Below are 21,075 nucleotides of genomic sequence, written 5' to 3'. Positions count from 1 at the left end.
TTTTATCATAAGTTCAAAACAAGTGCCGATATTACACATATTTAACAATAATTTCCTCATTGACATAGAGTAATATTTTTTTGGTCACCGTAAAGCCCATTTCTACCAAAGTGTCTGCATATTCATAAATTTGCTCTACATAAACCGGGTTGTGCATTCCCGTTTTATAATCAATAATCGCGGTTTCATTGTTGGGATTGACAACGATTCTATCCGGACGAAGAATTTTTCCAGCTTTTGAAATGATGTCTTTTTCGTTATAAACCGTATTATCTTGATGAAAATAGCTAGTAATTTCTGGATGTTTTACCACATGACCAATGCTTTCTTCGAGCTTTTCGCGTTGTTGCTCGTCAATAATTCCTTTGCTAATGTATTCATCCAATACAAATTCAATATCGGAAGGATATTTTATTTGCGCCAATACATCGTGAATCAGATTTCCTTTTTCAATAGCTGCTTCTTGCGAAGTGTCCCACAACAATCCTTGTTTGGTCATTAAATGTAAGTTGTGATCTTCTTTGGCTGTACTGATAAATTTTTGCTGTTTTATTGTATGAATTTCTTCTGAATGAGCTGCTTCTGCTAGATTTTCCGCAGAATCGCCAAATGTATAGGTTAAAAGTTCATCATTCCAAAGTTCCTTTCCTTTTAGATAATTAATGAATAAACCTGAAAATGTTTGCAAACGTTCATTTCCGTTGCGATCTACATCTTTTTTGGTGATAATATGTAATTGCTGTACAGGTCGCGTACAGGCTACGTACAGAATGTTGAAATTATCCAATTCCAATTGCGATTGTCTTGCTGCATGTAGCGTTTCGCCCAATTCGCCATATTCTTTTACGGTACTATTTAGGTTTAAATACGCTTCTTCAAAGCCATTAAAATCATCTTTATTGATAGGAAACCAAAGTTTGGGTTCTAATTCCTTGTAAATATCAGTATTGGCGAACGGAAAAATAACGACCGGAAATTCCAAACCTTTCGATTTGTGAATGGTCATAATTTGTACAGCATTTTCTGAGCCAGAAGCCATAATGCTGAGATGGTTCTTTTTCTTTTCCCAATGTTCTAGGAAACCAGCAAAACCTAATTGTTTCTTTTGTGTATATTCCAATACAAAATCGAGGAAAAACTGAATATAGGCATCAGATTCACTAGTTAGTTGAAATGCACGCACACAATATTCTACCGCTTCATACAACGATAATTGCAAGAAATAGGTAAAGTCAAAATCAAAGTCAGTCAAAGCTTCAAACAAAGCTTCTGGCTCCAGAATGACATGTGTTTTTAAGAATTCATGCGTTTTTGAAATCTGCAGTTTTTCAGTCGCCAAATAATTCAATAAATGCAGTTTGACTTCATTGTTTTTAGGCTGAATGGCCAAGCGTAAGATATCATTGATAAATTCTACAGCTCGCGAGCGTTTGATAAGTAAGGTTTCTGATGAAATGATTGGAATGCTCTTTGAAGAAAGTGCATCTGCAATAGCAATTCCTTCATTTTTTCTACGTGTCAACACGCAAATATCTTTATAATCGAATCCTTTTTGTAGTGTTTCTTCAATTTTGGCAATCACTTTATCAGGAATAATCTCAAATTCTTCTTCGACGGTTTTGGCTTCTACAAAATCAAAGGAAACCAATCCTCCTTTTTTGTCATTGACTTCTTGTGTACTTCCGTGTTTATAGATTTCTTGGAATTCCTCTTGGTGAAAAAACTGTGATATATGTTGAAAGAACTCATTATTGAAATTGATGATTTCGTCGTAACTGCGATAGTTTTTTGGTAGGTTTTTCGAAGCCTTTTTAACAAAAAACGGATTTACATCTTTGTTCAATCCAATAAATTGCTCTGCTTTTCCGCCACGCCAACGGTAAATAGACTGTTTGGCGTCTCCAACAATCGTTAACGAACCGCTTTTTGCGTCCATAGCTTCAGTTTGTAGTTTATTTGAAATCAATGGAATTAAATTTTGCCATTGCATTTCGGAAGTGTCTTGAAACTCGTCAATAAAATAATGCTTGTATTTTTCGCCCAAACGTTCATAAATAAACGGTGCAGGTTCATCCTTAATGGTTTCGCTAATCAAGGTGTTAAATTCTGAAATCAACAATAAATTCTGCTCTTCTTTGATGGTTTCTAGCTCTTGTTGAATGGCATTTAGTACCGAAAGTGGCGTAGCATTTTTGTAAAAATTCTTCAGAAAGCTCAAATCATACACTTTATCTTTACAACTGTGATAGCGTTCGGTTAATTCTGGTAACAAACCATCAATAGTAGCAGCTTTGTCTGGATCTAAGGTTTTTTTGTACACGCTTCCTTCGGCTAAATTATCTGCAAGCTTATTACCATAAAGACTTTTTTCATTAAAATCTTTATCCGCAATTTTTTTAAAATGATTGGGCAAGGTTTTGCGTAGAAAATCATCGAATTCAAGTCCTGCATGTTGCAATTTGTCTAAGACAGCTTGACCAGCATTGGACAATTCTTCCGAAGTCGTATTAATTTTCTTTTTAAGCAATTCTTTTAATTCGCTAAAATCTTCCAGCGTTTTGTCTTTCAGCTTCCGCAGATGTGACTTTTCGTTTTCATTGAGCAATAGTTTCGCAATCTTATTCAAATCAAAACCAATGTCCCAACTTTTATCATCATCGGCTTTTTCCAGAGCATATGCTATTAAAACATCCGAAATAAGTTTGTCTTCGCCAGCTTTGGAGATCAATTGGTCTACCGCTTCATTCAGTAAAGCATCCGTATCAAGTTCTACTTCAAAATTTAACGGAAGTTTTAAGTCGTATGCAAAGGTTCTAATGACGCTATGCGTAAACTTATCAATGGTAGCGACTTCAAAAAAGGCATAATTGTGTAAAATACTCTTCAGTACTTCTTTGGCTTTTTGTTGTAGTTGTGCAGGATGCAGTTTTAAATCTTCTGCCAATTCCATAAACATGGAAGAATTTTTAGCAGTTTCATCAAAAGAAAACGCATTTAAATTTTCAATAATACGCGCTTTCATTTCGGCCACAGCCTTATTGGTAAAAGTCACCGCCAAAATTTGCTTATACGTATCTTTTTGAACGGAAGACAGTAAAATGCGCAAATAATCTTTAACGAGTGTGTACGTTTTTCCAGAACCTGCAGAGGCATTGTAAATAATAAAAGGTGTAGACACAGAAGAATTTTTAAACTATAAACAAAGATAGTTTAAAAAAAGAAAGCCAACCTTTCGATTGACTTTCCCAGTGCTTTTAGCAGCTAAAGTTTGGACAAGATGGCTCGTTAGATCCTCCTGGAGGACAACCATCAGTAGGACAGCCATTTGTAGCAGGCGGACAATTGTTTGTATGGCAATTGTATACTGTACAATTTAAAAATGTTACATTATTACAGGTGTTAAACTGTGTACATGTATCTGTAAGTCCGCAACCTCTGTAGCAGGTTTCTAATAGTGATATGTCATACGACGTGCATAAAATACCAGATCCTCCAACAACTTGACCTTTGTTAAAGTTGGACACTTGCGATTTCTTTAACTGTAATTTCTTAATTAAATTCTTTTTTTTCATGATTTAAAAAAATTTATGGTTAAACATTTATTAAGTAGAATATCAATAGGTTAACTTGCTATTCTACAATAAAGTAACAAAAAGTATTTCGAAAATACATATTCAAATACTAGGTATTTTATTTTTTAGACTGTAAGATTATAACACATATTCATTTCTTAAATAAAAAAAATCCCGCTTTATTTTAAAGCGAGATTTTTATAATGTATACTAACTAAGTTCCTAGCATTCGTATCCTGGGCAAGAAATTCCGCCAGAATTTCCTCCTGTACCGCATCCAACATTAGTCCCGCAATTGTTTGTTCCACAGCCATTTGTAGGGCAGTTTACGGAACAGTTGGCAAATGTATATTGATTACAATTTGTGTAATTTGTACAAGTCACAGTTAAATCGCATTGTGTAACACATGTTTCTGCAATAGATAAGTCAATAGGCTCACAGATATATCTTGATCCACCACCAACAACCTGTTCTTGACTAAAATTAGAAACTTGCGTTCTTTTCAATTGTAACTTCTTGATTAAATTCTTTTTTTTCATGATTTAAAAAATTTTGTGGTTAAACATTAATTATAGAGTATTAATTAGTTAAATTGCTGCTATTCAGTAAAGTAACGAAAATTGTTTTAAAAACATATGCATCATTTTGTAGTATTTTTTTAATTCAATATGTAAGTGTTGTAGAAAATATTGAGTTTTTTATTCTGATTTTGATTAAGAATTTTAAGATTGAAATATGCAGAAATAGTTCTTTTGAAATAGATTAACTTTATGTGAACATTAGTAGAATCTCTTTTCTCTGTTTTATTATGTCCCTTGATATGATTATTTTTGTTAACATAAAACGAATGTTTAACTAAATAAAAAACAAACATAATGGCTTTTGAATTACCGAAATTACCATACGCATATGATGCCCTAGAACCAAATATTGACGCAAGAACGATGGAAATCCACCATTCAAAGCATCATAATGGATATACAAATAAGTTAAACGCTGCTATTGAAGGAACTGATTTAGAAGGAAAATCAATTGAAGATATTTTAACGAACTTAGATATGAATAATGCTGGAGTTCGTAATAATGGAGGAGGATTTTACAATCACAGTCTTTTTTGGGAAGTAATGAACCCAGAAGATAGAGGATACCTTTCAGGAGAATTAAAAGATGCTATTGAAGCAGAATTTGGTTCTAAAGACGCATTTATCGATGCATTTAGCAAAGCAGCTGCTACACAATTTGGATCTGGTTGGGCATGGCTTTGTGTGCACAAAGGAGGAAAAATTGAAGTATGTTCTACACCAAACCAAGACAATCCATTAATGCCAGGAGTTACTTGTGGAGGAACGCCAATTTTAGGATTAGATGTATGGGAACATGCATACTACTTAAACTATCAAAACAGACGTCCAGATTATATTAAAGCATTTTTTAATGTAATTAACTGGAACGAAGTTGAGAGACGTTATGCAGCAAACAAATAAGAAGAAAAATAAACTTCTATAAAATAGAAAAGGCGAACAGCAATGTTCGTCTTTTTTGTTTTACAATCAAGAACCAAGATTTTTAGAGTCTGGAATCAAGAAGTTTTTGGATGTTAGTTTGATAAAGTTTGAAATTTTATACTTCAAATAGATTTCACATCAAGTGTGGAATGATAAAGCGTAAGTAAGATAGAAAAATTAAGTAAAGCTAAACTTGATTTGGTTTCTCATAAGAGTGAGAGAAGATTTCTGAGTAAGGATCTAACAGCGAAGCAGTCTAAGAGATTCCCGTTCTCCACGGGAACAAGTCTAAAAGCGAAGCGATCTAAAAGCGGAAGCAGTCTACAACAAATCAATCTAAAATTTCACTTTAGTGTATAAAAAAAGGTGGAATGAACCACCTTTTTTTGCCCCAAATCTTACCATGAACTTAACCTACTTATGCTATGGCATTGCTAATGTAAGTAGACTCGTTAAAACAGTACTAATAAATCAGATCAAATGCCTTTTTTTTAGACTAAGTGTATAATTTAACTTTTATTTAAGATTGCAATATTGATATTGGAAAATTTCTTACAAATAAAATCTCTTTTTTTATTGAGTCTCAAAAACTTAGTATGCACGTTCTTTGTTGCCTTCGTAAAAGTTAATAAATGCTTTGTTTACTACACGATTTCCTCCATTGGTTGGATAGTTTCCTGTAAAATACCAATCTCCTAAATTGTTTGGGCACGCTTTATTTAAATTGGCTACTTTTTGGAAAATTACATTCACTTCTGCGTTGACTGTATCGGTTTTGATAAGTTCACTTATTTTTTCTGATATTTCTTCGTCTGTAAAAGGATCGTAAATCTCTTTTACAAAGTTTTGAACATCGATATCTTTTAAATTTTCTTGTGCTTTACACTTTTTATATACTTCTTCTATCAAATTGTATTGATTGCGGTCTTTTAAGAGTGATAAGGCAGCTCTAAAAGCAATTAAATCTTCCATACGCGCCATATCGATACCATAACAATCAGGATAACGAATTTGCGGAGCAGAAGACACTACAACAATTTTCTTTGGATGCAAACGATCCATCATTTTGATGATACTCTTTTTCAAAGTCGTTCCGCGCACAATACTATCATCAATAATCACCAAATTATCTTCTGGTTTTATGACTCCGTAGGTGACATCATATACGTGAGCAACCAAATCATCACGACTGCTATCTTCAGTAATAAACGTACGAAGTTTTACATCTTTGATGGCAATTTTTTCCACACGCGGTCTTTCCGAAAGAATTTCGCGTACCTTTTCTGCAGATAACGAACGTTGTCCATTTAAAATCTCATTGGTTTTGCGCTCGTTTAAGTATTCTTCCACAGCTTCCGTTAGTCCAAAAAAGGAAGTTTCTGCGGTGTTTGGAATAAAGGAGAAAACGGTATTTCTAATATCGTCATCAATCGCTTTTAATACTTTTGGAAGTAATAATTTTCCAAGTGTTTTACGCTCTTGATAAATTTCTGCATCACTTCCACGAGAAAAATAAATACGTTCAAAAGAACAAGCTTTGCGTTCTAATGGCTCTAAAATTTCTTTGGTTTGAACAGAACCATCTTTTTTAATGATTAATGCGTTTCCAGGATCAATTTCTTGTACATTTTCAAAATCTACATTAAATACAGTTTGAATCACGGGACGTTCCGATGCAACGACCACAATTTCATCATCTTTATAATAATATGCTGGACGAATTCCCGCAGGATCTCTCAATACAAAAGCATCTCCATGACCTAATAAACCAGCCATAGCATAACCTCCATCCCAATCTCTAGCAGATTTTCGTAAGATTTTAGCAATGTTCAAACGTTCTGCAATTAATGGAGAAGCTTGTTGTTTGTTGTAACCTTCAGCTTTTAATTTTTTGTACAATTTAGCCACAGCATCATCCAAAAAGTGACCAATTTTCTCCATAATTGTAATGGTATCGGCTTTTTCTTTTGGATGTTGTCCTAATGTGATTAACTTCTCAAAAAGCTGATTTACATTCGTCATGTTGAAGTTTCCAGCGACAATCAAATTACGATGCATCCAGTTGTTTTGCCTTAAAAAAGGATGTACACTTTCAATGCTGTTTTTTCCAAAAGTACCGTAACGAACGTGTCCTAAAAACAATTCGCCTAAATATGGCAATTCTGCTTTTTGGCGAGCCACATCGTTATTCAATGCTGGAGTTTCATCCATGATAGCATTGATACGTTCATTGACCTGCGCAAAAATATCTTGTATTGGTTGCTGTTGATTGGAACGAACTCTACTAATATAGCGTTCACCAGGCTTCATATCGAGCTTAATACTCGCTAATCCGGCTCCATCTTGTCCTCTGTTATGTTGTTTTTCCATTAGCAAGTACATTTTATTGATGCCATAAAATGCAGTACCATATTTTTCTTTATAGTACTCTAATGGTTTTAATAGCCTTAAAAGTGCAATACCGCACTCGTGTTTCAAAGCGTCACTCATTGTTGTAGTTTGTGTTGTTGTTGTGTGTATTGTGATAAAAAAAAGCGCTCAGTTTTGAGCGCATTTTTTTAGTTTACTTCTATTTCAAACTGAGTCAGTTGTTTAAACTGCTTCAAGCGATTTGTAATTTCTTCTTTAGTGAGCGATTCCATGCGTTGTGTTCCAAACTTTTCTACACAGAATGAAGCTAAGTTAGAACCATAAATGATGGCATTTTTCATACTTTCAAATGAAATATCTTCATGCTTCGCTAAATATCCAGAAAACCCTCCTGCAAACGTATCTCCGGCTCCTGTTGGATCAAATACTTCTTCTAATGGCAATGCTGGTGCAAAGAATATGTTTCCATCACTAAAAATTAAAGCGCCGTGCTCTCCTTTTTTAATCACTACATATTTAGGACCCATTTCATGAATCTTCTGTGCGGCTTTTACCAATGAATATTCACCAGATAATTGACGCGCTTCTTCATCATTAATTGTAATTACATCTACCTTTTTGATAACGGCTAATAAATCGTCCCAAGCGCAATCCATCCAAAAGTTCATTGTATCTAATACAATTAATTTTGGTTTCTCTGTCATTTGATTAATCACACTCATTTGTACGCCAGGATGTAAATTTCCTAACATTACAATCTCAGCATCTTTGTAGTTTTCAGGAACTACAGGATTAAAATCTGCCAATACGTTTAGCTCAGTAACCAACGTATCTCTAGAATTCATATCGTTGTGATATTTTCCACTCCAGAAAAATGTTTTTCCTCCTTCAACAACTTCTATTCCTGAAATATCAATATTTCTGTCAGCTAGCATGTCTAGGTATTCTTGTGGAAAATCTTCTCCAACAACTGATACAATTGCTGAATCTACATCAAAGTTTGCAGCAGACAAACCAATATATGTAGCTGCGCCACCTAAGATTTTATCTGTTTTTCCAAATGGTGTTTCAATAGCATCAAAAGCAACCGTTCCTACAATTAATAATTTGCTCATTTCTTGAATTAAAATTTTTTGCAAACTTACATAAAATTTTCCCAAGAAAAACAGCTTGCGTATTTAGATATTTTTTTTGTGATTTTTTTGACAGAAAGTATCTTAGAAATGTACTATTCAACGCGTTCCTTTAAAGCGTTAAGGTTGTAAAAAGGTGCTTTTGTAATGGTGCTATTTACAAACCAATTGGGAATGCTTCCGCCTGGATCGCCATGCATTTGATGTGTAATTTTTACGGTATCTCCCATTTGTTCAAGCAACCAATAGCCTTCAAAATAAGTGATACGCAAGTAATCATCTTTTTCTTCATAACGATCGGAAGCTGCCGAAACATCAATTTTTACGACATCTTGTGTAATGCGACGAATTTTAAGTGCAATAACAACATCTCTATTCCGAACTGGCCAAGGCAAATCGAGTGCTAACCAAATAAGATACTCACTTTCCGAAGTTTTACTTAGTAATTTACTGTCTAATGCTTTATAATTCCAGTCTTGTAATTTATCGCCATCTACAATAACATCCAATACTTCATCAATAGAGCTTTGGACTGTCATTTCAGCCTTAAATATCTTTAAACTACTAGAATTTGAAGATTTTACATAAATTTTAATATCGTTTTTATCTTTCTTGAGTTTCCAGTCTTTTTGAGCAAAAAGTGGAATGCAGAGAAGTAAACTGAAAATAGCAATATAGGTTTTCATGTTTGATTTTGAGGGAATTATAATAACAAAAATACAAATATGATACCAAATAAACTAGTTAGAGCAATTTGTTGCGCTCGTTTTCGAAGAAATTATCAATTTTTAACTTTTCTTTTTTTGAAGCTTCTACGGCTAAAAAATCGCAACGTTCGTTCTGTACATGATTATTATGACCTTTAATCCACTGGAAACGGACAATATGTCTTCGGTAAATTTTTAAGAAACGAATCCATAAATCGGTATTTTTCTTTCCAGAAAATCCTTTTTTCTCCCAACCAAAGACCCATTTTTTCTCTACAGAATCTACAACATACTTCGAATCGGTAAAAACTTTAACATCGGTATGCATATACTTCAATTTCTCTAAAGCCACAATAACAGCCAACAATTCCATGCGATTGTTTGTTGTTTTTCGATATCCTTCCGAAAATTCTTTGCGATACGGTTTTCCAACCCATTCCATGACAATTCCGTAACCACCAGGTCCTGGATTTCCTCTAGAAGAACCGTCTGTATAAATATGTACGTCTGCCATAATTATGAGTTTTCTAATACCTGCGCTATTACTTCAGGAAAATGTTTGTATTCAAGCTGATGAATCTTTTGAGCAAGGGTTTCGGGCGTATCATTTTCGCTTACAAAAGTTTTCGCTTGGAAAATAATAGCACCTTCATCATAATTTTCATTGACAAAATGTATGGTAATACCGCTTTCTTTTTCTTTATTTGCAACCACAGCAGTATGCACATGTGCTCCATACATGCCTTTTCCTCCATATTTTGGAAGCAAAGCAGGATGGACATTAATTACCTTGTTTGGGAATGCAGTAAGTATATGTTCAGGAAATTTCCATAGGAACCCAGCAAGAACAATTAAGTCAATTTGTGCAGTTTGGAGCAAGTTTAATACATCATTACTGCGATATAATGCAGTTCTGTTGAAGCTTAAACCACTGATTTTGTGATTTTTAGCACGTTCTAAAACTTTGGCATGCTGATTGTTAGTCAAAATTTGAACAACGGAAGCATTGTTTCGTTCTTGAAAATATCGAATAATATTTTCAGCATTAGTTCCGGAACCTGAAGCAAAAATTGCGATACGCTTCATAAAAAGAGTGAGATTTTAGTAACTGTTGTTTCGACAAAAAAAAGAATAATTATTAACAAAATGAAGGCAAAATCAAATTACTTATCCTAAAATTTTAGTAAATTAGAACACATTTTTTGTACAAAATGTTGTTTTAAATTAAAGTTTTTTATTTTTGCCAACAATTAAATTTTAAAAACTATAAGATTATGTCAGACATTGCATCAAGAGTAAAAGCGATTATCGTAGACAAATTAGGTGTAGATGAGAACGAAGTAGTTCCAGAAGGAAGCTTTACAAACGACTTAGGAGCAGATTCATTGGACACGGTAGAATTGATTATGGAATTCGAAAAAGAATTCGATATTCAAATTCCAGATGATCAAGCAGAGAACATTGCAACTGTAGGTCAAGCTATCTCTTACATTGAAGAAGCAAAAAAGTAAGAAAAGAATAAATTTTCTATATTAAAAACAACATTAGAATGCATGATGTGCATTCTAATGTTTTGTTAGAAGGAATTTCTTCTTAATTTTAAACGAACTTATCAAAGATGGAATTAAAGCGAGTTGTAGTTACAGGTTTAGGAGCGTTGACTCCTATCGGAAATACCGTAGAGGAATATTGGAATGCACTCATCGCAGGAAAAAGCGGAGCTGCTCCAGTTACACATTTTGATCCTGAAAAATTTAAAACAAAATTCGCCTGTGAAGTTAAAAACTTTAATGTCACAGATTTTATCCACAGAAAAGAATCGAGAAGAATGGATAAGTTTTCGCAGTATGCAGTTGTTGCTTCCGATGAAGCCATTGCAGATGCAAAACTTGACATGGATACTATAAATAAATTAAGAGTTGGTGTTGTTTGGGGCGCAGGAATTGGTGGTTTAGAAACATTTCAAGAAGAAGTGATTAACTATGCCAATGGTGATGGTACTCCAAAATTCAATCCTTTCTTTATTCCAAAAATGATCGCAGATATTGCGCCTGGAAATATTTCTATTAAACATGGATTTATGGGGCCAAATTATACAACAGTATCTGCTTGTGCATCATCAGCCAACGCGATGATTGATGCTTTAAACTATATTAGATTAGGACATTGTGACGTAATTGTTACTGGTGGAAGTGAAGCCGCAGTTACCATTGCTGGTATGGGCGGATTTAACGCGATGCATGCCATGTCAACACGAAACGATGACCCACAAACAGCTTCTAGACCATTTGATGCAAACCGTGATGGTTTTGTATTGGGTGAAGGTGCAGGTGCTATTATTCTTGAAGAATACGAGCACGCCAAAGCTAGAGGTGCTAAAATATATGCGGAAGTAATTGGTGGCGGATTGTCATCAGATGCTTACCATATGACAGCTCCACATCCTGATGGAATTGGAGTCATGGCAGTAATGAGAAACTGTCTTGAAAATGCAGGAATGCAACCTGAAGAAGTAGATCATATCAATACACACGGAACGTCAACGCCACTAGGTGATGTTGCAGAGCTAAAAGCCATTACCGAAGTGTTTGGTGATCATGCTAAAAATATAAATATTAATTCTACCAAGTCCATGACAGGACATTTATTGGGAGCGGCTGGTGCTATTGAAGCTATTGCCTCTATATTGGCAATTGAACACGGAGTCATACCACCCACAATAAATCATTCTACGGTAGATGAAAATATTGATCCGAGTCTTAATTTAACACTCAACAAAGCACAAGAACGAGATGTAAAAGTTGCTATGAGCAACACGTTTGGTTTTGGAGGACACAATGCTTGTGTATTATTTAAAAAGCTAAACTAATTCATGAACTTTGTTCGCAAAATACTAAACTCCCGATCTGAAGAAGATGGGGATTTTTTTGTTGAACTTGAAGATATTCTCGGTTTTAAAACCAAAAGAAAGAAAATTTATAAGAAAGCTTTTACGCATCGTTCAATGAATCAGAAAGACTCGAAAGGGAATTCTGTAAACTACGAACGACTCGAGTTTTTAGGCGATGCCATGCTAAGTAGCGTGATTTCTTCATATCTTTTTGTGGAGGTTCCTTCGGGAAATGAAGGTTATTTGACAAAAATGCGCTCCAAAATTGTAAGTCGTGAACACTTAAACGAATTGGGACGCGATTTAAAATTAATTGAGTTGGTGCGTTCTCGCATTCCTAAAGATAATTTTGGTGAAAATATTCATGGGAATCTTTTTGAAGCCTTAATTGGTGCTATATTTTTAGATAAAGGATACAAATACTGTGAAAAATTCATTCACTTACGTGTAATTTCTCCATACGTAGATATTGAACGCTTAGAAGGAAAAGTAATTAGTTACAAAAGTTTGCTCATTGAATGGTGTCAAAAAGAAAAGAAAAACTTCAAATACGATGTATATGAAGATACCGGAAATGACGAATTGAAACATTTTGCTGTCAAACTATTCATTGACAACCGCGTGGTTGGAAAAGCACGTGCCACTTCCAAAAAGAAAGCAGAAGAAAAAGCATCAAAACGTGCCTTTTTTGCCTTTCAAAAACAAATTAACACTTAATTTTCACAAACAATTCTTGCCTTTTTTTCCAAATTTCGAAATTACTACGAGGTGATTTTGCGATTTCAAAAAAAGAATTGATTAGCTATAACGTTTTCGTTGCGAAATCTTTAGAAACATTACTAAAAATTAACCTTTATATAGTCATTAAATTATATATTTACATTTGTTAATTACAAGATTTATGGCAATTCATAAACTCTTTGAGGATGATTTTGAAGAAGATAACTACACGTTGATAGCAATTCATTGTTCAGCAGAAGATTATCGTTTAGCATATTTATTAAATAGTCATTTGGATCTGAAATTAGCAAGAAAACAGGAAGATTTAGACTATAATTATATGGAAGCTTCTTTCTCTATTTATGAATGGAATGATGAAAAAAACTTTGTGACTTGGAATTTGGTTGCAAATATTAGTAGAAAAGAAGTGGAACGAGTTGCGAGTGCAGGATCATTATTTTCTGAACAACAAGGGAAAAGAACGGTTTCTAAATACTTAATCCCTGAGCGCAAAAAAGTTGATTATTTTGTAAAAATATCAAGCGAAAGTCATATAAAATCCCCTAAAATTATACTCTCTAAAGTAAATGCCATTGCAGAAGTAATTACGGCATATATCTTAGAAGCAAATCAACTAAAATCTAAAAACAATTTAATTTTTGAGTAATGCCAAAAAGAAAAAAGACGAAAATAGTAGCTACACTTGGACCAGCATCAGGATCAAGAGAAATCATTAAAAAAATGATAGAGCAAGGAGTAGATGTATTTCGCATCAACTTTTCGCATGCCAATTATGAAGATGTAACAGAACGTATTGCCATCATCCGAGAATTAAGTGAAAAACACGGATTCAACACTTCTATATTAGCAGATTTACAAGGACCAAAATTGAGAGTCGGTATCATGTCAGAAGATGTGATTGTAGAGCCAGGCGATCATATAAAATTCTGTACAGGAGAAGAGTTCAAAGGAACTTCAGAGAAAGTATACATGAACTATCAAAACTTTCCAAGAGATGTAAATACAGGAGAACGTATTTTACTAGATGACGGAAAACTTATTTTTGAAGTAGTTGATACGGATGGAGAAAAAGAAGTTACCGCGAAAGTAATTCAAGGTGGACCATTGAAATCTAAAAAAGGAGTCAATCTTCCAAATACAAATATCTCGTTGCCTGCGTTGACAGAAAAAGATATCAAAGATGCCATTTTTGCCATTGGACAAGATGTAGATTGGTTGGCTTTATCGTTTGTACGTCACAGTCAAGATTTGATGGATTTACAAGCAATTATCAACGAACATTCAGATCATAAAATTCCAATCATTGCCAAAATAGAAAAGCCAGAAGCAGTTGCCAATATTGATAAAATTGTTGCCTATTGTGATGGTTTAATGGTAGCTCGTGGTGATTTAGGTGTAGAAGTGCCTGCGCAAGAAGTACCATTGATTCAAAAGCAATTGGTATTGCGTGCTAAAAAAGCAAGAATTCCTGTAATCATTGCCACACAAATGATGGAAACGATGATTACAAGCTTAACACCAACAAGAGCTGAGGTTAATGATGTTGCCAATTCTGTAATGGATGGTGCAGATGCAGTAATGTTGTCTGGAGAAACTTCGGTTGGTAAATATCCTGTAGAAGTAATTCAGCAAATGACAAGAATCATCAAAAGTGTTGAAGATTCTCCACTCATTAGCGTACCACATTCGCCACCACACATTCGAACCAAACGATACATTACTAAATCTGTATGTTACCATGCGTCGCATATGGCAAATGAAATCAAAGCAAAAGCTATTTGTACTTTGACAAACAGTGGATATACTGCATTTCAAATATCTGCTTGGCGTCCGGCTTCACATATTTTAGTATTTACATCGAACAAAAGAATCCTTACGCAATTAAACCTACTTTGGGGCGTAAAAGCATTCTATTATGACAAATTTGTAAGTACTGATGATACCGTTGAAGATGTAAATAAAATAGCAAAAGAGAAAGGATTTGTGAAAAAAGATGATATGTTGATCAACTTGGCTGCGATGCCAATCACAGACAAAGGAATGGTAAATACCTTACGTGTTTCGTTGATTGAATAATTAGATCTTAAAAAAATAAAAATAGTACAGCAATATGCTTTGATACTTTGTCTGTATTAAAGCATATTTTTTTTAAACAACTACAGCTATGATATTCCAAGAATTACTCATAAACATTGACAAACTCACCAAGCAGTTTGATACCATTTCATCAGATAGAAAAGCACAACTAGAAACGCTATCTGCGTACGTTCAAAAAAAATATAACGACAAAAAAACACCAAAGTTGATTGTGATTTGCACGCACAACTCACGAAGAAGTCATTTAGGACAAGTATGGTTGGCAGCAGCAGCAGATTATTACCAATTACCAGCATTAGAAAGCTATTCTGGTGGAACAGAAGCTACAGCTTTCAATCCAAATGCAGTAGCTGCTGTAAGAAGAATTGGTTTTGACATTTCAAAACTAGTAGAAGCTGAAAATCCAATCTATAAAATTCAGTGGAAAGAAGATCAAGAAGCATATAACGCATTCTCAAAACGTTTTGAAGAACCGCCAAATCCAACACAAGAATTTGCTGCCATTATGGTGTGTACAGAAGCCGATGAAGGTTGTCCTTTTGTGCCTGGAACCGATTTTAGAATTGCTTTGCCTTTTGAAGATCCAAAAGCATTTGACGGAACACCACAAGAAGCTGCAAAATATGACGAACGTTGTGAACAAATCGGAACAGAAATGTTGTATATGATGTCGAAAGTTTCAGTGGAATAATCTAATCGTCACTTCGAGTGAAATTTTACACATTGAGCGGAGTCGAAATGTAAAGATTTAGTATCGAGAAGTACTTTGAAAAGTAACAGCTTCTAAGTAGATCTCGATACTATTTTTCTTCGAAAAATCACTCGATCTGACGTATGAACTTGATTGTCATTCCTGCTTAGAAAAGAAGGAAATTCCACTAAAAGAATAGAATAAAAAAGTCTAACATTCCAAGAAGTCTAAGTCAGTCTAACAATCTAACAGCGATAGCGGTCTAAAAGCATTAGCGTTTCTAATCTAAAAATCAAACTTTAACTGAACCGAAATACTCTTTTTTTCTTCTATTTTGGACGACTTTTTCTCTTTCTTATCCGTATTTAAATTACTCAAAGAAATACCCAACAAGCGTACGGAATCTTTCAATTTCTCCTGATATAACAACTCTTTTGCAGTTTCTAGAATCAAGCTTTTATCAGAAATATAATATTGGATGGTTTTGCTACGAGTTTGGGTTGTAAAGTCGCTATACTTAATTTTTAACGTGATGGTTTTTCCTGAAATAGCATACTTTTTTAAACGTTTTTCCAGTTCTTTAGCAATATTTTCAAGCTTTTCTAACATGAAAATCTCGCTGGTTAAATTATCAGAAAATGTGCGTTCGGCACCAACCGATTTTGCAATTCTATTGGGTTTTACTTCACTTAAGTGAATTCCTCTCACAACGTTGTAATAGAATTTTCCAGATTTTCCGAAATGCTCAGTCAAATAGTCAGCTTCTCTGGCTTTTAAATCTTTTCCAGTAAAAATTCCCAACTGATACATGCGTTCTGCAGTCACTTTTCCAACACCATAAAACTTTCGGATGTCCAAATCTTCTAAAAAAGTCAATACTTCTTCTGGCGGAACTGTCTTTTGTCCGTTAGGTTTATTATAATCACTGGCAACTTTGGCAATAAACTTATTAATAGAAATTCCTGCAGAAGCTGTTAAACCAACATCTTTTAAAATCTTAGCTCGGATTTCCTCTGCAATCAAAGACGCGCTCGGATTTCCTTTCTTATTCTGCGTTACATCCAAATACGCTTCATCCAAAGACAAAGGTTCTACCAGGTCTGTAAACTCATAAAAAATTTTCCGGATTTGCTTAGAAATTTCGCTGTAACGATCAAATCGCGGTCGTACAAAAACTAACTCAGGACAACGTTTCCTAGCTAAAAATCCACTCATGGCACTGCGTACACCAAACTTTCGCGCTTCATAACTTGCTGCACTCACAACACCGCGTTTTCCGCCACCGCCAACCGCAAGTGGTTTTCCTTTTAGTTCAGGATTATCCATTTGTTCTACAGACGCATAAAACGCATCCATGTCCACGTGAATAATTTTTCGTAAAGGGAAATCGAAATCCATATTCAAAATTATAATATCTTTAGCCGATATAATAGGAAACATGCAGGAAATAGAACGAAAATTTCTCGTTAACAGTTTAAAATTTAAAGAAGAAGCTACCAATTCTTTCGAAATAGCGCAAGGTTTTCTGAATACGCATGCCGAACGAACCGTGAGAGTTCGCATCAAAGGAAATGAAGGATTTCTAACTATCAAAGGAAAATCAAATGAAAGTGGAACCAGTCGTTTTGAATGGGAAACCGCAATTTCGATAGAAGAAGCAAAGCAATTATTGCCCTTGTGTGAACAAGGAATCATTGAAAAAATACGTTACAACATTCCGTACGGAAATCATACATTTGAAGTCGACGAATTTTTTGGACAAAACGAAGGCTTAATCGTTGCAGAAGTCGAACTACAACATGAAAACGAAGCGTTTAAAACACCAAATTGGCTTGGCGAAGAAGTCACGGGACAAACAAAATATTACAACTCTCAACTCAGTAAAAAACCATATAAAACTTGGCATCATGAATAAGTATCTTGGCCTCATTTTTTTAGCAATTTTCTTGGTTGCATGCAATACCTCTCAAGAAACAAAGAAACCAACACAAAATACTGTGTCAACAATAGATGCTAAAAAGAAACTTACAGAAACAGACAAGCAAAAATTAATACAAAAAGGGTACAAAATTATAGACTTTATAGATCCCAAAACAAAAGATACCATACTCATGCAACAGTACTTTATGGCATTTTTAAAAAAAGGGAAAAATCGTTCGCACAATACCAAACAAGCAGACAGTTTACAACGTTTACATTTGGCGCATTTAAAAAGAATGTATGACTTAGGATATGCTGATATTTCGGGACCTTTTGGCGATTTGGGTGACATTCGTGGAATTACGATTTACAATGTTCCAACGATTGAAATGGCAGACAGTTTGGCAAATTCAGATCCAATGGTAAAAGCAGGACGTTTGGAAATTGAAATGCATCCTTGGTGGGCAGGAAAAGGACTTCCGTTACGATAACATGTCATTCCTGCGTAGGTAGGAATCTACTATGAAATTAAAAAAGTACTTCAAAAAATCACTTCAATATTTCCTGATTCTCGCAATCATTGTACAGCTTACCGTCAAAGATATGTTTTATCTTTCGGCGTTACTTTTTTATGGAACACCGCTTCCGTTGATAGTACTCGGACTGTTGCTTTTACTACTATTTATAAAGGCTTCCGCCAGAAAATACTATGCAATTGCTGTGGTTTTATTAACGGTAATGTGGATTAATAGAAGCTATACGTATTCGCCAGATGTTGATACTACAAATGCTACAGAAGTCGTTTTGTGGAATGCGTACAGAATCCGAAATTTTGAAGATGCATTTTCAGAAAGTAAAACCATTCCAGATGTGATGGTTTTGATTGAATGTGATGAATACAATTATAAAAAAATAAAAGAAACATACAAAAACTATCATTTTGAACTCACAGAAAAATCTGTTGGAATTTTTTCAAAAACACCTATAAAAATTCATTCAAAAGTAAAAACAAAAGATCATGTTGTTGTGGTTCATTTTAGCACAAAAAACACAAATTTTTATGCAATTGATGTCTCTTCGGATCTACGACATTTTCGAAAACCAATGCTCGAAAGTATTCTTTCTGAAATCAAAACAGACGAAAAAAACATCATTTTAGGAGATTTTAATACACCTTTTGAGTCCTTATTTTTCAAAAATTTCAAAAAAAATTACCAGCATGCATTCACGGAAAAAGGAAACGGATTTCGCGAAACTTGGTTTTGGAATATTCCGCTACTTTCCCTAGATCATATCTGGCTTTCCAAAGATTTAGAAATTCTAAAAACTGAAAAAATTGCAACTTGGAAATCGGATCATTCCATGCTCAAAATGTACCTCAAAAATCAGGTTGAGAAAAAATAAATTTGGAAATTTAAAAAATGATCTTCTATATTTGCAACCATCAAAACGTGACAAAACAACAAACAAGTATTAACAAAAACTGATAAAGTGCAAAACATAAAACTTACATATCGAAACAGTGTTGGAAACATTCCGATGCGCGACTTGGGTTTTACCAGTTGTATCTTTAAATAGAAATATATAACATCATAAAACAACCCGAGTCCCAAAAGGCTCGGGTTTTTTAATGCTCATTTTTTAAAAATATGCTCATAACAGCAACAAAACATATCGGAACAAACACTGTGAATGCACAGGGAATGTTCATTTTAGAACCCAACTATTCTTTGGAATAAAGAGTAGTATATACAACAGTATCAAAGCTCGGTTCTATTGCAGAATCGGGCTTTTCTGTTTTTAAGAAAACTTATAAAATAACAACACAACAAAAACCTAGAAATCGTGTAGCAACACAAAACGAAGAAAGATGAATTTAATCAAACAAATGGAACGACTGTAAACTCGGGAGTGTGTTTTCAGTACCAACAAAAAGAATTTTTAATCCATAAAAAAAGCAAGCATGCGACAAGAAAGACAAACACACGAATTAAAATTTTTTACTGAAAACAACACTCAAAAGAGACAGTCATGGAAACAAAAAATATACATCGAAAACATATTTCGAAGTCCAGAAGATTAAAGGAAAAACTCGCGGCAAAAGCCAAAGAAGAAGCATTACAGAAAAGCTTACAAAAACATAACAAAGCAAAAAAAGTACTATTTCCTGCAATGGTTGAAAAGATTTATGAAGGAAACGGGCAAACAAAATATGAACATAATTCGCTTGCCTTTATCATAGCAAATCATTTTAGCGGATTGCATAAAAGAAATCAAGCACGCAGACGAGATGCACTGAGAAGAATATTGCTGCATCTCTATAAAAAGCGTTGTACAAAACTCTTGCGAGATGATAAGTATTTACATGTTATTTACCTCCTTGCATGGTTTAGTGCACCACATATAAAAGAAGTAGAAACTTGGAAGCGAAACAGTTACAATGCAGATAAGCAGTTGAGAAGTTTCATTAAGCATTGCTATGTAAAGTATGAAGTTCCAGCATTTATGTATGAAGCTTGGTTTGATTATAACCGTAAATATATTGCTTGGTTTATTGATTTAGGAATTGGAAAAAGTGTAAAAACCTTATCAAAAATTCCAGTCCGATTAACTAAGAAAGGAGCACATGAATTCTTGCAAGCGCCAGCAAACTATACCATTGAAATGGCGTTGCGTAGAGCACAAGCATTGGCATTTGGTTCAGATCAATTATTGGCAGAACGTATTGCATGTACAACGTTAAGTCGAAACAACTTTCAACAGGAAGCTTTTTGGGAAACAGTGATTCAGTTCTTCATGAAACAAACCATGTTAGATTTCAACAAAATGACTGAAATCATAGATTATCTAGACCATTGTATTCAACAAAACGCTGAATATTCTATCAAAGGAAGAACCATTACATCGTTGACAAGACAATCAGACGAATGGCATACAGAACAAGCAATTCACAGTGCAAGTGTGGTAGATATGTTTACATGGGAACCTACTTTAAATAGCTCATTTATAGTGACTAGTAAAAGTGATAAAGATGTTAAAAAATATCGCTTATTTGAGTTGTGTTCATCCAAAGAATTGATTGTAGAAGGACGAAAAATGAACCATTGTGTAGCATCATATGCACGTTCATGCTGTGTAAAAGTGACAAGTATTTTTTCACTAAGATGCATCAGTTTTTCAAAAGGACACGAAATATTAGCAACGATCGAAATGGACATTCGATCACAAACAATAGTGCAAGCAAAAGCACGATTCAACAAGCCAATTACAACAGTTGCCAAAAAAATTATGAACGATTGGGCAACGCAACACGATCTAAAAATCGGGAAATGGCTTTAAATAAACGCATAAGTAAAGACGCAAAAAAAAGAAATCATGAGAACTAAACAGAGCTGCATATTAGCTCGATAACATTGGGAGAAATGTTGAGCATCGTGAAAAATGAAAA

At 34.2% G+C, this 21,075-nt stretch carries 20 protein-coding genes; 11 read left to right on the top strand and 9 right to left on the bottom strand.

What is annotated here, in order from left to right; all coding sequences use genetic code 11:
- Window positions 1-31: 31 nt before the first annotated feature.
- The 3 genes from Q0845_RS04550 to Q0845_RS04540 form a co-directional block, all read right to left on the bottom strand.
- Window positions 32-3,178, bottom strand: a complete 3,147-nt coding sequence (locus Q0845_RS04550) for an exodeoxyribonuclease V subunit beta (RefSeq protein ID WP_298509799.1) — start codon at window positions 3,176-3,178, stop codon at window positions 32-34.
- 76 nt (window positions 3,179-3,254) lie between these two features.
- Complete coding sequence (locus Q0845_RS04545; RefSeq protein WP_298509797.1) at window positions 3,255-3,572, bottom strand: hypothetical protein; 318 nt, start codon at window positions 3,570-3,572, stop codon at window positions 3,255-3,257.
- A gap of 222 nt (window positions 3,573-3,794) precedes the next feature.
- A complete protein-coding gene (locus Q0845_RS04540; RefSeq protein ID WP_298509794.1) occupies window positions 3,795-4,112 on the bottom strand; it encodes a hypothetical protein in 318 nt (105 codons plus the stop codon).
- Window positions 4,113-4,448: 336 nt separating this feature from the next.
- Here Q0845_RS04540 and Q0845_RS04535 point away from each other — a divergent pair, with 336 nt between their 5' ends.
- Window positions 4,449-5,057: a superoxide dismutase gene (locus Q0845_RS04535; protein ID WP_298509791.1), complete on the top strand. Its 609-nt coding sequence runs from the start codon at window positions 4,449-4,451 to the stop codon at window positions 5,055-5,057.
- A 612-nt stretch (window positions 5,058-5,669) separates the two neighbouring features.
- Here Q0845_RS04535 and Q0845_RS04530 read toward each other — a convergent pair.
- The 5 genes from Q0845_RS04530 to Q0845_RS04510 form a co-directional block, all read right to left on the bottom strand.
- Window positions 5,670-7,568, bottom strand: coding sequence for an amidophosphoribosyltransferase (locus Q0845_RS04530; RefSeq protein ID WP_298509788.1), 1,899 nt, complete (start codon window positions 7,566-7,568; stop codon window positions 5,670-5,672).
- Between the two features lie 68 nt (window positions 7,569-7,636).
- On the bottom strand, window positions 7,637-8,563 hold the full coding sequence (locus tag Q0845_RS04525; protein ID WP_298509785.1) for a PfkB family carbohydrate kinase: 927 nt from the start codon (window positions 8,561-8,563) through the stop codon (window positions 7,637-7,639).
- 113 nt (window positions 8,564-8,676) lie between these two features.
- The gene (locus Q0845_RS04520) at window positions 8,677-9,267 is read right to left on the bottom strand and encodes an START domain-containing protein (RefSeq protein ID WP_298509783.1); all 591 of its coding nucleotides are present in this window, start codon (window positions 9,265-9,267) and stop codon (window positions 8,677-8,679) included.
- A gap of 58 nt (window positions 9,268-9,325) precedes the next feature.
- On the bottom strand, window positions 9,326-9,802 hold the full coding sequence (gene rnhA, locus Q0845_RS04515) for a ribonuclease HI (RefSeq protein ID WP_298509780.1): 477 nt from the start codon (window positions 9,800-9,802) through the stop codon (window positions 9,326-9,328).
- A gap of 2 nt (window positions 9,803-9,804) precedes the next feature.
- Window positions 9,805-10,374, bottom strand: a complete 570-nt coding sequence (locus Q0845_RS04510) for a phosphoribosylglycinamide formyltransferase (protein ID WP_298509777.1) — start codon at window positions 10,372-10,374, stop codon at window positions 9,805-9,807.
- A gap of 188 nt (window positions 10,375-10,562) precedes the next feature.
- Between Q0845_RS04510 and Q0845_RS04505 the strand changes: the two genes are divergently transcribed.
- The 6 genes from Q0845_RS04505 (at window position 10,563) to Q0845_RS04480 (ending at window position 15,707) form a co-directional block, all read left to right on the top strand.
- A complete protein-coding gene (locus tag Q0845_RS04505; protein ID WP_114901751.1) occupies window positions 10,563-10,799 on the top strand; it encodes an acyl carrier protein in 237 nt (78 codons plus the stop codon).
- Window positions 10,800-10,906: 107 nt separating this feature from the next.
- Window positions 10,907-12,157 carry a beta-ketoacyl-ACP synthase II gene (gene fabF / locus Q0845_RS04500; RefSeq protein WP_298509768.1) on the top strand — a complete coding sequence of 417 codons (1,251 nt, stop codon included), beginning with the start codon at window positions 10,907-10,909 and terminating at the stop codon, window positions 12,155-12,157.
- Window positions 12,158-12,160: 3 nt separating this feature from the next.
- A complete protein-coding gene (gene rnc, locus Q0845_RS04495; RefSeq protein WP_298509765.1) occupies window positions 12,161-12,895 on the top strand; it encodes a ribonuclease III in 735 nt (244 codons plus the stop codon).
- Between the two features lie 184 nt (window positions 12,896-13,079).
- Window positions 13,080-13,565, top strand: coding sequence for an IPExxxVDY family protein (locus Q0845_RS04490; RefSeq protein ID WP_298509762.1), 486 nt, complete (start codon window positions 13,080-13,082; stop codon window positions 13,563-13,565).
- Window positions 13,565-14,995: a pyruvate kinase gene (gene pyk / locus Q0845_RS04485; protein ID WP_298509759.1), complete on the top strand. Its 1,431-nt coding sequence runs from the start codon at window positions 13,565-13,567 to the stop codon at window positions 14,993-14,995. The genes Q0845_RS04490 and pyk overlap by 1 nt, the downstream gene beginning before the upstream one ends.
- 88 nt (window positions 14,996-15,083) lie before the next feature.
- Window positions 15,084-15,707 carry a hypothetical protein gene (locus Q0845_RS04480; protein WP_298509757.1) on the top strand — a complete coding sequence of 208 codons (624 nt, stop codon included), beginning with the start codon at window positions 15,084-15,086 and terminating at the stop codon, window positions 15,705-15,707.
- Window positions 15,708-15,992: 285 nt separating this feature from the next.
- On the opposite strand, the gene dinB is transcribed toward Q0845_RS04480, so the two are convergent.
- A complete protein-coding gene (gene dinB / locus Q0845_RS04475; protein ID WP_298509754.1) occupies window positions 15,993-17,105 on the bottom strand; it encodes a DNA polymerase IV in 1,113 nt (370 codons plus the stop codon).
- A 40-nt stretch (window positions 17,106-17,145) separates the two neighbouring features.
- Between dinB and Q0845_RS04470 the strand changes: the two genes are divergently transcribed.
- From Q0845_RS04470 to Q0845_RS04455, 4 genes are all read left to right on the top strand, one after another.
- On the top strand, window positions 17,146-17,622 hold the full coding sequence (locus Q0845_RS04470) for a CYTH domain-containing protein (protein WP_298509751.1): 477 nt from the start codon (window positions 17,146-17,148) through the stop codon (window positions 17,620-17,622).
- Window positions 17,615-18,118, top strand: a complete 504-nt coding sequence (locus tag Q0845_RS04465; RefSeq protein ID WP_298509748.1) for a hypothetical protein — start codon at window positions 17,615-17,617, stop codon at window positions 18,116-18,118. Before Q0845_RS04470 ends, Q0845_RS04465 begins: the two co-directional genes overlap by 8 nt.
- A gap of 31 nt (window positions 18,119-18,149) precedes the next feature.
- Entirely contained in the window at window positions 18,150-19,031 is an 882-nt protein-coding gene (locus tag Q0845_RS04460) for an endonuclease/exonuclease/phosphatase family protein (protein ID WP_298509745.1), read from the top strand.
- Between the two features lie 627 nt (window positions 19,032-19,658).
- Window positions 19,659-20,966, top strand: coding sequence for a PcfJ domain-containing protein (locus Q0845_RS04455; RefSeq protein ID WP_298509743.1), 1,308 nt, complete (start codon window positions 19,659-19,661; stop codon window positions 20,964-20,966).
- Window positions 20,967-21,075 lie beyond the last annotated feature (109 nt).

It is taken from the genome of uncultured Kordia sp. (genome assembly GCF_947489565.1).
In the GTDB taxonomy this organism is placed as follows: Bacteria; Bacteroidota; Bacteroidia; order Flavobacteriales; family Flavobacteriaceae; genus Kordia.
The sequence above is the reverse complement of the archived record's forward strand: the minus strand, read 5'-3'. Positions and strand labels throughout refer to the sequence as shown.